We start from the raw sequence: 15,005 nt of genomic DNA, 5'->3' as shown, positions 1-15,005 counted from the left end.
ATCATTAAATATAGTATAAATTTTATTGAATTGTATTTATGAATTGCTAAAATGATAATATTGTTAACAGGTAAATTTATTGTATGTTTGATAAAATTTAATCGAAATATCGTTTTCATTAAGCTTTTGATAAAAAAGATAAAAAAACTTTGCGAAATTATCAAATTTTCTATTGTGTTAATTATTATATTGTGATATATTTTCATTAAGCTAAAAAACAACATAAGTTTTGAGCACAAAATACAAAGCAAAACTAAATTTATTTTTAATTTTTAGGAGGAATGTTTAAATGAGACAGGTAGCTATTTATGGAAAAGGTGGAATTGGTAAATCAACTACAACACAAAATTTAACATCAGGTCTTCATGCAATGGGTAAGAAGATCATGGTAGTTGGTTGTGATCCTAAAGCAGATTCAACAAGATTACTTTTAGGAGGACTAGCTCAAAAATCAGTTCTTGATACATTAAGAGAAGAAGGAGAAGACGTAGAATTAGATTCCATATTAAAAGATGGATATGGTGGAATCAGATGCGTTGAATCAGGCGGTCCAGAACCAGGAGTTGGATGTGCAGGAAGAGGAATAATAACTTCAATAAATATGCTAGAACAACTTGGAGCTTATACTGATGATTTAGATTACGTATTCTACGATGTACTTGGAGACGTTGTTTGTGGTGGATTCGCAATGCCAATAAGAGAAGGAAAAGCTCAAGAAATATACATAGTAGCAAGTGGAGAAATGATGGCTCTATATGCTGCTAACAACATTTCAAAAGGTATCCAAAAATATGCTAAGAGCGGTGGAGTTAGATTAGGTGGTATCATCTGTAACAGCAGAAAGGTTGCAAATGAATATGAACTACTTGATGCATTTGCTAAAGAACTTGGAAGTCAATTAATACATTTCGTACCAAGAAGCCCAATGGTAACAAAAGCTGAGATAAACAAGAAAACTGTTATAGAATTTGATCCTACTTGTGATCAGGCTGAAGAATACAGAGAATTAGCAAGAAAAGTAGATGAAAACAAATTATTTGTTATACCAAAACCAATGACTCAAGAAAGACTTGAAGAAATATTAATGCAATATGGTCTTATGGATCTATAATTCTAAAACAAATTTATTTAATTATAATGAGGGGTGAATTTCGTGAGCGAAAATTTAAAAGACGAGATTTTAGAAAAATATATACCTAAAACTAAAAGAAGCAGAAGTGGTCACATTGTTATAAAAACTGAAGAAGCACCAAATCCTGAAATAGTTGCTAACACAAGAACAATACCAGGAATAATTACAGCTAGAGGATGTGCTTACGCAGGCTGTAAAGGTGTTGTTATGGGACCTATAAAAGATATGGTTCATATAACACATGGACCTATAGGTTGTTCTTTCTACACTTGGGGTGGAAGAAGATTTAAGTCAAGACCAGAAAACGGAGATGGCTTAAACTTTAACGAATATGTATTCTCTACTGATATGCAGGAAAGCGATATAGTTTTCGGAGGAACTAACAAATTAACAGAGGCTATACATGAGGCTTATGAAATGTTCCATCCAGCAGCTATCGGTGTATATGCAACATGTCCAGTTGGTCTTATCGGTGACGATATACTTGCAGTTGCTTCAACAACAAGTAAAGAACTTGGAATTCCAGTTCATGCTTTCAGCTGTGAAGGTTACAAAGGTGTATCTCAATCAGCAGGTCACCATATAGCAAATAATACTGTTATGAGTGAAGTGATTGGAAAAGGAAACAAGGAAAAGAAGAAGTTCTCTATAAATATTTTAGGAGAATACAACATCGGTGGAGATGCTTGGGAAATGGATAGAATCCTTGAAAAAATAGGGTATACTGTTAACGCAACTCTAACTGGTGATGGTAGTTATGAGAAAGTTCAAAATGCTGACAAGGCAGATTTAAACTTGGTACAATGTCACAGATCTATAAACTACATTGCTGAAATGATGGAAACTAAGTATGGTATTCCATGGATCAAATGTAATTTCATAGGTGTAGATGGAATAGTTGAAACACTTAGAGATATGGCTAAATGTTTTGATGATCCAGAACTTACTAAGAGAACTGAAGAAGTTATAGCAGAAGAAATTGCTGAAATTCAAGATGATTTAGATTATTTCAAAGAGAAACTTAATGGAAAAACAGCTTGTTTATATGTTGGAGGATCAAGATCTCACACATATATGAATATGCTTAAGAGCTTTGGTGTAGACAGCTTAGTAGCTGGATTCGAATTTGCTCACCGTGACGACTATGAAGGAAGAGAAGTTATACCAACTATCAAAATTGATGCAGATAGTAAAAATATTCCTGAAATAACTGTTACTCCAGATGATAAGAAATATCGTGTTGTAATTCCAGAAGATAAAGTAGAAGAGCTTAAAAAAGCAGGCGTTCCATTATCTGCTTATGGCGGAATGATGAAAGAAATGCATGATGGTACTGTATTAATAGATGATATGAACCATCACGACATGGAAACAGTAATAGAAAAATTACACCCAGATATGTTCTTTGCAGGAGTAAAAGAAAAATATGTTATCCAAAAGGGTGGAATATTATCAAAACAACTTCATTCTTATGATTACAATGGTCCATATGCAGGATTCAGAGGAGTAGTTAATTTTGGACATGAACTTGTTAATGGTATTTATACACCAGCATGGAAAATGATAACACCACCTTGGAAAAAAGATGCTTCAGCAAAAAGTAAAGTTGTTGTAGGAGGGGAAGTATAATGTTAGATGCAACATCAAAAGAAGTAGTAGATAGAAAAGCATTAAGAATTAATCCAGCTAAAACTTGTCAACCAGTAGGGGCAATGTACGCAGCACTAGGTATTCACAATTGTCTTCCTCACAGCCATGGTTCACAAGGTTGTTGTTCATACCACAGAACAGTTCTTTCAAGACATTTTAAAGAACCAGCAATGGCTACTACAAGTTCATTTACTGAAGGTGCCAGCGTATTTGGTGGTGGTTCAAATATAAAGACAGCTGTTAAAAATATATTTGCAATGTACGATCCAGATATAATAGCTGTTCACACAACTTGTCTATCAGAAACATTAGGCGATGACTTGCCTACTTATATCAGCCAAATGGAGGATGCAGGTAGTATACCAGAAGGTAAATTAGTTATTCATACAAACACACCAAGTTATGTTGGATCACACATTACTGGATTTGCTAACATGGTACAGGGTATAGTTAAATATTTAGCTGAAAATACTGATAAAAAGAATGGCAAAATAAATATAATTCCTGGATTTGTTGGTCCAGCTGACATGAGAGAAATAAAGAGATTATTTGAAGTTGTAGGGGCTCCTTATACAATGTTCCCAGATACTAGTGGAGTATTAGATGGTCCAACTACAGGTGAATTCAAAATGTATCCAGAGGGTGGAACAAAGCGTGAAGATATAGCTGATTCAGGAAATGCAGATATTACTTTTGCACTTGGAAGTTATGCTTCAGAATTAGGTGCAAAGGAATTAGAAAAGAAGTGCAAAGTTCCATTTAAAACATTGAAGACTCCTATTGGTGTGGCTGCTACAGATGAATTGTTAATGGCTTTAACTGAAGCAACAGGTAAGGAAATACCAGCATCAATAGAAGAAGAAAGAGGTCAATTGATCGACTTAATGATCGATAGCCAACAGTATCTTCAAGGTAAAAAGGTTGCATTAATTGGTGACCCTGATGAAATAATTGCACTTAGCAAATTTATAATAGAATTAGGAGCTATACCAAAGTATGTAGTTACTGGTACTCCTGGTGCTAAATTTGGAAAAGAAATCAATGCTATGCTTGAAGAAGCTGGCATAGAAGGAAGTAAAGTTAAAGCTGAAGGTGACTTCTTTGACATACACCAATGGATAAAAAATGAAGGTGTTGATCTATTGATATCAAACACTTATGGAAAATTCATTGCAAGAGAAGAAAATATTCCATTTGTTAGATTTGGTTTCCCAATAATGGATAGATATGGACACTATTACAATCCAAAGGTTGGCTACAAAGGCGCAATGCGTTTAATAGAAGACATAACTAATGTTATACTTGACAAAATTGAAAGAGAATGTGCAGAAGAAGACTTTGAAGTAGTAAGATAATTTTTAGCTATTTACGGGCCTGCTGCTAATCTCTTTAAGTAAAGATTGTATTTTGATAAAAATATAATTTGCCCAATTACTTTTATAAAAAATTGGCAGAGGCTATATATTGATAAATGCCCCATAGATTCAGGATGATACTATAATCATCCTGAATCAAATTTTAATATAGGTAATTTTATAGGGTAATGTTATAATGATTAAAATTTTGGAGGTGCAATTATTATGGAAAATAGAAAAAAAGATTTTTGTTATGATGATTCAACAATCGATGATTGTTTGGAATTAGTGGATAAGAATGAGAATGTGAGTGATGAAGTTAAGTATAAACCTGTAGTTCAAAAAAAAAAATTAGAGGTAATAGAACAAAGAGAAGAATCCGTTTATTACAATAAAAAAAGTGAAGGCGGATGTGGTGAGGGAGAATTCAAATGTGATTCAGCTAGTGTATCAGGTTCTGTAAGTCAAAGAGCTTGTGTGTACTGTGGAGCCAGAGTTGTTCTAAATCCAATAACTGATGCCTACCATTTGGTACATGGACCTATTGGTTGTGCTAGCTACACTTGGGACATAAGAGGAAGTCTAAGCAGCGGAGAAGAAGTATACAGAAACAGTTTTTCTACAGATTTAAGAGAAAAGGATGTTATATTTGGAGGAGAGAAGAAATTAACAGCAGCTATTGATGAAATAGTAGAAGCACATCATCCAAAAGTAATTTTTGTTTACTCCACTTGTATTGTAGGAGTTATAGGTGATGATACTGATGCAGTGTGTAAGGCAGCGGAAATAAAATACGGTATAAGAGTAATACCGGTTAAATCTCCTGGTTTTGCAGGAAGTAAATCTACTGGATATAAAGCAGCTTGTGATGCTTTAATGAAGCTTATGGGTGACAAAACTACAGACGAAAAGATTGATGGAATAAATTTCTTGGGTGATTTTAATTTGGCTGGAGAAATATGGATTGTAACTAATTATTTGAAAAAGTTTGGTATAGATGTTGTGGCTAAATTAACTGGAGATAGCAGTTATGATGAAATAATGAATGCGCCAAAAGCTAAACTTAATATAGTTCAATGTGCCGGATCTATGATGTATTTGGCAAAGATGATGGAAGAAAAATTTGGAATACCTTATATTAAGGTAAGTTTCTATGGAGTTGAGGATACAAAGAATTCATTACTTAAAATAGCAGATATTTTAGGTACTGAAGATAAGATTAAGAAAGCAAAACAGTTTGTTTTAGATGAAGAAAGTAAAATTGAAAATGAACTGGATTATTATAGAGATAGATTAAAGGGAAAAAGAGCTGCTATATTTGTTGGTGGTGCTTTTAAGGCAATATCCCTAATAAAGCAATTTAGAAATCTAGGTATGGAAACAGTAATGGTAGGAACGCAAACAGGTAAAAAAGATGATTATGAAATAATAAAAAGTATTACTAATGAAGGTACTGTAATATTAGACGATGCAAATCCTTATGAATTAGAAAAATTTATTTTAGAGCAGGGTGCAGATATACTAGTAGGTGGTGTTAAAGAAAGACCACTGGCTTATAAATTAGGTATAGCATTTTGTGATCATAATCATGAAAGAAAACATGCACTAAGCGGTTATGTAGGATCTCTAAATTTTGCTAAAGAGATTGATTTAACAATAAACAGTCCTGTATGGAATTTTGTTTAAAATATAAGTGGAGGTGATTATATTGAATAGTCGAAATTTTGTGAATTTAAATGTTAATCCGTGTAAGATGTGTATGCCAATGGGAGGTGTTATGGCCTTTAAAGGTATAGAAGGAAATATGGTAATTTTACATGGCTCTCAAGGCTGCAGCACATATATTAGAAGGCATATGGCAACTCATTACAATGAGCCTATTGATATAGCTTCATCTTCGCTAACTGAAAATGGTACAGTATATGGTGGAACTAAGAATTTAAAATCAGGTTTAAAGAATATGATTAAGATGTATAATCCTAAGACTATAGGGGTAATGACAACTTGTCTTGCGGAAACTATAGGTGAGGATATAAAGAGGATTATATATGAATTCAGACAAGAAGAAAAAGATAATAAGGAATATGAAAATATTAGAATAATAACTACCTCAACACCAGGATATGGTGGAACACAGGCAGAGGGATATTTTAGAGCTTTAAGAAGTATTGTAGAGCAGGTTTGTAAAAAACCTGAAACTGATGTTAAAAGTAAAAAAGTTAATATAATTTGTGCGAATATAAACCCTGGAGATGTAAGAAATATACAAGAAATACTTGAAACCTTTGGAGTAGAGTATACAATGCTTCCAGATGTGTCTAATACATTGGATTCATCACATAATGAAGAATATACAAGACTACCTAATGGTGGAACAAAAATAGAAGATATTGAAAAAATGGGTAGCGCAGCAGCTACTATAGAAATGGGCATGACGGTGCCAGATGACTATTCACCTGGGCTGTATTTAAAAGAGGAATTTGGAGTGCCACTTTATAAATGTAATATTCCTATTGGGCTTAGGAATACTGATGAATTTATGGCTATAATTTCGAAAATAACTGGTATTGCGATGCCAGATAAATTTAAATTACAAAGAGGAAGATATCTGGATGCCATGATAGATAGTCACAAATATAATGGAGAGGCTAGAGCTATCATATATGGTGAACCAGAACTTGTATTAGCTATAACTAAAACTTGTGCAGAAAATGGAGTATTAGTTAAACTTATTGCTACTGGATCAAAAAATAAAGAATTAAAGATGCAGTTAGAGAAAGAACTTGAAAAACAATTAGAAAAAGCTGTTATTTTAGATGATACTGACTTTGAAACAATAGAATCTTATGCTAAAGATTTTAATATAAATGTTATGATTGGAAATTCAGATGGAAGAAGAATGGCAGAGAGACTTGGTGTAAAAATAGTCAGAATAGGTTTCCCAGTTCATGATAGAGTTGGAGCTCAAAGACTAGTATTTACAGGATATAATGGATCTGCATTCTTAATAGATTCTATTGCAAACACTATTCTTGAAGATAAGGAAAATACCTTTAGGAAAGATTCCTATGATAGATTTTTCATTCCTAAAAAAGAAGGGGAAGATAATATGGAGCCAGTAAATAAACCAAAATCAATAGTAGAAGAACCAGTAAAAGAGGAAAAAATTCTCACAACTGCTGAAGCAAATGCAGAAAAATCATGTACTCATCCTTGCTATGGTGATAATGCTCATAAATTTGCAAGAATGCATATACCTGTAGCACCAAAATGTAATATAAGCTGTAATTATTGTAGTAGAAAATATGATTGTGTCAATGAAAGCAGACCAGGGGTTACAAGTCAGGTACTTACTCCTGAACAGGCTTTAGAAAAATTTAAAGCAGTTAAAGCTAAGTTTAAAAATTTAACTGTTCTAGGTATAGCAGGACCTGGAGATGCATTAGCTAATTTTGATGTTGTTAAAAAATCTATAGAATTAATAAGGGAAGAAGATCCTAATATTACTTTCTGTATTTCAACCAATGGCTTAATGTTACCGTTCTTTGCTAATCAATTGATAGAATTGGGAATATCACATGTTACAGTAACTATGAATTCTGTAGACAAGAAGATAGGAGCTAAAATATATAGAGATGTTAACTATCTTGGAAAGAGATACACTGGGGAAGAAGCTGCTGAAATACTTATGAATAATCAGCTTTCAGGACTTAAATATCTTTGTTCTAAAGGTATTGTCTGCAAGGTTAACATTGTAATGATTAAAGGTGTAAATGATACTCATATTCCAGAGGTAGTTAAAAAGGTTAAGGAATGTGGAGCATTTATGACAAATATAATGAAGCTTATACCTGTAAAGGAAAGTGCTTTTGGAAACTTGCCAGAGACTCCTACTAAAGAATTAAATGACATGAGAAAATCATGTGAAATAGACATGAAACAAATGTATCACTGTAAGCAGTGTAGAGCAGATGCCATAGGTACATTGGGAAATGATTGTTCCGCCGATTTTTCAGATATAGCTCCAGCAGGAGATTGTAAATCAGGCTGCAGCAGTTCAGTAGTTGATGCATATCAATCTAAAGTTGAAGTTCCAGAGGAAAATTCATCTAAAATGTCAAAATATAAATTTGCCATAGCATCTAAATCAGGTGTAGATATAGATCAACATTTTGGTCAAGCTAAGGAATTCCAAATTTATTCTTATGAAGGAGGAGATATTAAATTCCTAGAGAGCAGACATGTAGATAAATATTGTTCAGGTTCTGAGGATTGTGGAGAAGCTGAGAATAAGATCTTAAAAATAGTAAATACTATTCATGACTGTGATGCTGTTCTTGCGCTGAGAGCAGGAATAGAACCAGTAAAAACTCTAGAGTCAAAAGGCATTAAACTTATCCAAATGTATGATTCAATTGACAAAGGAATAAAACGTGCTGTAGAGGAGATGTCAGCACTAACTGGAGAGGAAGTAAAGAATGCAGAAGTCACTTTTTAAAGGTTGTAAATTTACCTTATTAATTCTTATTATCCTGTTAGCAGCAATGTTCAGTGCTGCTTGTGGAAACAGCAGCGGTCAGCAAAATAGTACCACTAAGAACGACACTGCTGGAAGCAATGAGCCGCCTAAGAAAATTACTGTATTTGCAGCTGCCAGTTTAAAAGAAAGTTATACTGAAATAGGAAAGCAGATTAAAAAAGACAAAAATATCGATGTAACATTTAACTTTGCAGGCAGTCAGCAATTAGTTGCTTCTATTAATCAGGGAGTTAATGCAGATGTATTTGCATCAGCTGATACAAAAAATATGAAGACTTTAACAGATGCTAAAAAGGTTGATAAAGATGTTATTTTTGCTCAGAATCAGATAGTTATAGCAAAAAACAAGTCCAGTAATGTATCCATAAATTCTTTAGCAGACCTTGGTAAGGATGGGGTTAAGCTTGTAGTAGGGGATAAATCTCTACCAGCTGGAAACTATTTTTATAAAGCTTTAGATGCTGCTAAAGCTGACAATACAATAGACCAGGCTACTTATGACAAGATAATAAAAAATATAAAGAGCCAGGAATTGAATGTAAAAGATGTTGTAAGTAAAGTAAAACTTGGAGATGCAGATGCTGGTGTTGTCTACAAGACAGATGCAAATAATCAAAAAGAATTACAAGTTATAAATGACAAGGAATTTTCAAAATTACAAGTAGATTATCCTATAGCTGTAGTAGGTGATTCAAAGAACAAAGCAGCAGCTCAAGAGTTTGTTGATTATGTTACTGCTGGTAAAGGAAAAGATATCTTAAAGCAATATGGTTTTTCAGTAAAATAAGTTAATAGATTTAAAATATAATTAAAGAAATAACAGGTCAAAGAATAATATATTGATTTGTTATTTCTTTAATTATATATAATAATATATTTTGTTATAGCGATTTATATATTATAGTGTAGTAACATATAAAATGTGGTATAATAATGACGTTAAGAGTAAGTTTATTATTTAATATACTGTTATATTAGAATTGTATTGATTAATTAAATGGTATTAATTAATATAAAATAACATTAAATAATATGGCTGTAATTATTTTATAAATGCACATATTAGGGGGGTAATATTATATATGGAGAATAATCAAAAAATCCCACAAAATTCAAAAAATATTTCTTCTTATGGTGATGAAAAGACTAAATTTTATTTTTTTGAAAAAATATTAGCTCCTGTTTTTTTAATTTTAACTGTTATATATTTTTTGGTACTTATATTTCCAATATTTTCTATGATCAGGTATTCAGGAGGATCCTATATTATTCAAACTCTTTATGATTCAGACAATATAAAAACCGTAATTCTAAGCTTTTCTACTTCTTTAATAGCACTTATATTTACTTTTATAATAGGAACTCCAACAGCCTTTTGGATACATTTTGTGAAAAATAAATTTTTATCTAAAATATTGGATATATTTGTAGAAATCCCTGTGGTTTTGCCTCCAGCAGTAGCTGGTATTGCTTTATTACTGACTTTTGGTAAAAATGGCATTGTGGGTAATTTTTTAGCAAGTCATGGAATAAATATCATATTTACTTCTACAGCGGTAGTAATTGCCCAATTTTTCGTATCTTCTGCTCTCTATGTAAGAGTTCTGAGAGATTCTATTAAAACAGTGCCCATTGAACTTTTTGAGGTAAGTTATGTGTTAGGAGCAGGAAAAATTGAAACAATTATTAAGATTATGCTGCCAATGCTTAAAAAATCAGTTGTGTCAGGGCTTATTTTAGCCTGGATAAGGTCGCTGGGAGAGTTTGGTGCCACTTTGATGTTTGCTGGAAATATCATAGGTAAAACAAGAACTATGCCACTTCAAATTTATACATATATGCAGGATGATATTAAGATGGCCACAGCTTTTGCCACAATTTTATACATAATGACTTTTGTGTTGTTATTAGTAGTTAGACTTAGCGTTAAGGATGATGACTAACAGGAAGGTGTTTATATGGCTATTATAGTTAATGAAGTCGAAAAAAATATTATTGATAGAACTATACCGGAGCTTGTGAGGGAGTTTAAAAATTTTGATAATGAAGATATAGCATACTTTTTAGAGTTATTATCCAAAGTAGGTGTAGATTTATTTGAAATTGATAAGGCTGCTATAGATAAAATAAATAGGCTGCCTTTACATTTAGATTATATATATAGAGTTGAAGAAATTGAAGATTTACAATATTTGAATAAGTACAGCTTCAAGTATGTTGTTTTAGGATATAAAATCGCTTTAGTAATTAATGAAAAATTTCAAGACAAGCTAAGAGAAAATAATGTAATACTGGAAATAGACATTGAGGATTTAGATAAATTGTATATGGATGAAAATAATAAGATATTTTGTAGATATAATATAACTTGTGTAAGAATAAGTAATGCAAATAAAATTGACTTTTTAGGTAGAGATGATTTAATAAAAGACATAAAAGCAAATTTTTCTGTATTAGTAGATTTCTGTGCCAGTAATAAATATTATATGGCTACCTCTATAGCTATCGATGCCTGCATAGAGGGTAGTGATTTTATTACTACTGAATTTAACAGTAAGGATTATGCAGCAATGGAGGAAGTGATTTTAGCAATTAAAGTGATTAAGAAAGCTAAAATATGCGGTGATCTAAAGTTAATAAGTGAACTTACTAAGGTGTATGAAAAGATAACAGGGAAAAAGATATATTCCATGAAGCCTATACTGGGAGAAGATATTTTTAAATATGAATCAGGAATACATGCTGATGGTATAGCTAAAAATCCTAAGAATTACGAACCATTTAGTCCAGAATTTATAGGAGCACATAGAAAATTGTACATTGGAAAACATTCAGGGAAAAGAGCTTTAATGGTGAAATTTGAAGAACTTAAATTGGATTATAATAATATAGATATGGACTTATTTTTAAATGACATAAGAGAAAAAAGTATAGAAATGAAAAGAAATGTTTTAGATGAAGAAATAGTTAAAATGTATAAAATATATTTGAATAAAAGCAATAATAATTATTTATTTTAAAATATATAAATAATAGAAGCTATTAAAGGTGATGATTATATGAGTATCAACATAGTAGATACTACCTTAAGAGATGGAGAACAAAAAGCTGGGATAGCTTTAGGTATAGAAGATAAAGTAAAAATTGCTAAGCTTATCAGTGAAATGGGAGTATACCAGATAGAAGCAGGTATACCGGCCATGGGTGGTGATGAAAAATTAAGTGTAACAAAAATAGCAGCTTTAGGTCTTAACAGCAAAATAGCAGCTTGGAACAGGATGAGTACTAAAGACATTGATACTTCCATTGAGTGTGGAGTAGATATAATTCATATATCTTCACCTGTATCAGATCTTCAGATAAAATCAAAATTGGAAAAAGATAGACAATGGGTTATAGAAAATCTAAAAAAGTCTGTTAGTTATGCTAAAAATAAAGGTTGTGAAGTAACTGTAGGTTTAGAAGATTCTTCTAGGGCAGATCTGGATTTTTTCATTGAATTATGCAAAATGGTTTTTAATCTAGGCGTTGAAAGGGTACGGTATGCGGATACTGTAGGGATAATGGAACCTAAAGAACTTTTTAATCAAGTAAAAAGAATAAGAAATGCAGTTCCTATCGATATAGAGATACATATTCATAATGATTTTGGAATGGCCATTGCCAATTCCTTAGCGGCAATAGAAGCAGGAGCAAAATTTGCTGATTGCACTATTACAGGTATGGGGGAACGGGCAGGTAATTGTGACTTTTCAAAATTTGCCAAAGTCATTTATGAACTTACGGGTGAAAAATTATGGCATGGAAATTTTGAAGATTTAATTGCAAAAGAAAACCAAATAAAAAAAATAATAAAGTTGGATCAATAATTTTTTATTATTGATCCAACTTTGTTATTATATGGTATAATGTTATTGGTATGAAATCGTTAGCATTCATGTAAGATGATGCATAAATCACAATTTAAATTATATATTTGATTAATATATGATATTTAAATAATGGTATCTTATTGCAGTGGTATGCAACTCGGAATTTACCCGGATTTAGTGGTAGTACCAATCTGGGCTGAAATTTAATTTATTCATATTTAAATTAATTATATGGGGGTAAGCATTATGATTGACATTCCTTATTCAACAAAAACATTAAAAATAAGTATAGATGATAAAAATTTAAAGGGGATATTGGTATCTAAAGCGGAGGATTATAAAGTTAGTGAGTCACAAGAGAACATAGTAAATAGAGCACTTGATAACTGTATAGGAAGTAAAAGCTTAGAGGAACTTGTAAAAGATAAAAATAACATGGTTATTATAACTAGTGATCATACAAGGCCGGTTCCAAGCAGTATTACTATGCCTATTTTACTTAATAGGATAAGAAAGATAAATCACAATATTAATATAACTATACTTATTGCTACAGGGTTTCATAGACCAACTACCAGAGAAGAAATGATAAATAAATTTGGAAAAGATATAGTGGAGAAAGAAAAAATTATAAATCATATTTCTACTGATGAAAGCAGTTTGGTGAATGTTGGTGTATTGCCATCAGGTGGACAGCTTTTATTAAATAAATTAGCAATAGAAACAGAATTATTAATAGCAGAAGGTTTTATTGAACCTCATTTTTTTGCAGGATTTTCAGGAGGAAGAAAAAGTATCTTACCAGGTATAGCATCAGCAAATACCATAATGGCAAATCATTGCTCAGAATTTATTAATAATGAGCATGCTAGAACTGGGATAATAGACAATAATCCTATTCATAAGGATATGCTGTATGCTGCTGAAAAGGCAAAATTGGCATTCATTTTAAATGTTATTATAGACGAGAACAAAAACATTATAAATGCTTTTGCGGGAGATAGCAAGCTAGCTCATGAGTCAGGTTGCAAATTTCTTATGAAGCTTTCAAGTGTAAAAAAAATAGATGCTGACATTGTAGTTTCCAGTAATGGAGGATATCCTTTAGATCAAAATATATACCAGGCAGTTAAGGGCATGACAGCGGCAGAATCTACCTGTAGAAAAGGTGGAGTTATTATTATGATAGCAGCCTGTAATGATGGCCACGGTGGTCAATCTTTTTACAATACTATTGCTAATTCAAAAGGACCCGAAGAACTTCTTGAAAGTATATTAAAGGTGCCTAGAAATAAAACTATACCAGATCAATGGGAAATTCAAATTTTAGCAAGAATTTTAAGTAACTATACTGTAATTATGGTTACAGATATGTGTGATCCTGAAATGATAAAAAATATGCATATGGAGCATGCCAATAATTTTGAAGATGCTTTAAAGAGAGCCTATGATATAAAGGGTAATGATGCTGAAGTGGTAGTTATTCCTAATGGGGTAGCTGTAGTTGTTAAAGAGGATTAATTAGTAATTGTTAGTGGTCATTAATAGTGATTTAACGCCCGCAGGGGTATGTTATGAGTTTAAAACTTATAAAGTGAAATCTTTCGTTTTTTGTGGCTGTAAGATCCCATGTTTTTCGGGATTTTACAGCCATAAAAGCTTTCACTGATTAATGATTAGAAACCTTCAAGTTAATTCGCACTTTTCTTATATAACCAATTAAAGTATTAATTAATTAGTTGTTTCTTTGAAGATGCATTAATATATGATATAATTTTATATAAAAGATTACTTTAAGGGGGATCAGTATGAGTATAAATGAATTAGGTAAAAAGAAAAAAATTGCATTAGTTGCTCACGATAATAGAAAAGAAGATTTAATAAGCTGGGCAGGAGAGAATAAAGATATTTTATGTAAACATTTTCTATGCGGAACCGGTACTACTGCAAAGCTTGTTTCTGAAAGAACGGGTTTAGAAGTAAAGGGCTTTAAAAGCGGCCCTATGGGAGGAGACCAGCAGATTGGTGCAAGTATAGTTAATGGCGACATAGATTTTATGATTTTTTTCTGGGATCCATTAACATCACAACCACATGACCCAGATGTAAAAGCTCTTCTTAGAATTTCTGTTCTATATGATATTCCTATAGCTATGAGTAGATCTACAGCAGATTTTTTGGTAAAATCACCTATTATGGAAGAAGAATATGAAAGACATGTGATAGACTATTATAATAGAATAAGAAAAGATAATTTTTAGATATATAGTTAAATTTCACATTGTAAACTTCATTAATGCCAGTAAACATGCCGCAGTGAAATAAATGATTGCTGAAGTTTACGTACATAATACTTTAATAATAAAAATATTTTAATGCGATGTCTGATTTAATAAGGCACATGAAAATAAATAGTAAGTCAAAGATGCGACGTATATTTTGAATCATACAAGGAA

At 31.7% G+C, this 15,005-nt stretch carries 11 protein-coding genes; all 11 read left to right on the top strand.

Translation table 11 applies throughout. The features are described 5' to 3' along the window. The first annotated feature begins 289 nt into the window (after positions 1-289). The 11 genes from nifH (at position 290) to ABF633_RS11980 (ending at position 14,810) form a co-directional block, all read left to right on the top strand. Positions 290-1,111 (top strand): nitrogenase iron protein, encoded by an 822-nt coding sequence (gene nifH, locus ABF633_RS12030; RefSeq protein ID WP_415524005.1) that lies wholly within the window; start codon positions 290-292, stop codon positions 1,109-1,111. A gap of 42 nt (positions 1,112-1,153) precedes the next feature. Beyond that, on the top strand, positions 1,154-2,761 hold the full coding sequence (gene nifD, locus ABF633_RS12025) for a nitrogenase molybdenum-iron protein alpha chain (RefSeq protein WP_415524003.1): 1,608 nt from the start codon (positions 1,154-1,156) through the stop codon (positions 2,759-2,761). Next, the gene (gene nifK / locus ABF633_RS12020; protein ID WP_415524001.1) at positions 2,761-4,137 is read left to right on the top strand and encodes a nitrogenase molybdenum-iron protein subunit beta; all 1,377 of its coding nucleotides are present in this window, start codon (positions 2,761-2,763) and stop codon (positions 4,135-4,137) included. Before nifD ends, nifK begins: the two co-directional genes overlap by 1 nt. Before the next feature lie 225 nt (positions 4,138-4,362). Further along, the gene (gene nifE, locus ABF633_RS12015; protein ID WP_415523999.1) at positions 4,363-5,823 is read left to right on the top strand and encodes a nitrogenase iron-molybdenum cofactor biosynthesis protein NifE; all 1,461 of its coding nucleotides are present in this window, start codon (positions 4,363-4,365) and stop codon (positions 5,821-5,823) included. Positions 5,824-5,845: 22 nt separating this feature from the next. Beyond that, positions 5,846-8,635: a nitrogenase cofactor biosynthesis protein NifB gene (gene nifB / locus ABF633_RS12010; protein ID WP_415523997.1), complete on the top strand. Its 2,790-nt coding sequence runs from the start codon at positions 5,846-5,848 to the stop codon at positions 8,633-8,635. Further along, the gene (gene modA, locus ABF633_RS12005; protein WP_415523995.1) at positions 8,616-9,464 is read left to right on the top strand and encodes a molybdate ABC transporter substrate-binding protein; all 849 of its coding nucleotides are present in this window, start codon (positions 8,616-8,618) and stop codon (positions 9,462-9,464) included. Before nifB ends, modA begins: the two co-directional genes overlap by 20 nt. A 295-nt stretch (positions 9,465-9,759) precedes the next feature. Then, complete coding sequence (locus ABF633_RS12000) at positions 9,760-10,620, top strand: ABC transporter permease (protein WP_415523993.1); 861 nt, start codon at positions 9,760-9,762, stop codon at positions 10,618-10,620. Between the two features lie 15 nt (positions 10,621-10,635). Then, a complete protein-coding gene (locus ABF633_RS11995) occupies positions 10,636-11,697 on the top strand; it encodes a homocitrate synthase (RefSeq protein ID WP_415523991.1) in 1,062 nt (353 codons plus the stop codon). Positions 11,698-11,736: 39 nt separating this feature from the next. Beyond that, positions 11,737-12,546 carry a homocitrate synthase gene (locus tag ABF633_RS11990; RefSeq protein WP_415523989.1) on the top strand — a complete coding sequence of 270 codons (810 nt, stop codon included), beginning with the start codon at positions 11,737-11,739 and terminating at the stop codon, positions 12,544-12,546. Between the two features lie 249 nt (positions 12,547-12,795). Continuing rightward, entirely contained in the window at positions 12,796-14,070 is a 1,275-nt protein-coding gene (gene larA, locus ABF633_RS11985) for a nickel-dependent lactate racemase (RefSeq protein ID WP_415523988.1), read from the top strand. Positions 14,071-14,357: 287 nt separating this feature from the next. Beyond that, the gene (locus ABF633_RS11980; protein ID WP_415523986.1) at positions 14,358-14,810 is read left to right on the top strand and encodes a methylglyoxal synthase; all 453 of its coding nucleotides are present in this window, start codon (positions 14,358-14,360) and stop codon (positions 14,808-14,810) included. Positions 14,811-15,005: the final 195 nt, after the last annotated feature.

Origin of the sequence: Clostridium sp. (assembly GCF_047718555.1) — a bacterium.
Taxonomy (GTDB): Bacteria; Bacillota; Clostridia; order Clostridiales; family Clostridiaceae; genus Clostridium_I.
Note: the sequence above shows the minus strand (reverse complement) of the source record. Positions and strands in the feature narration are given on the sequence as shown.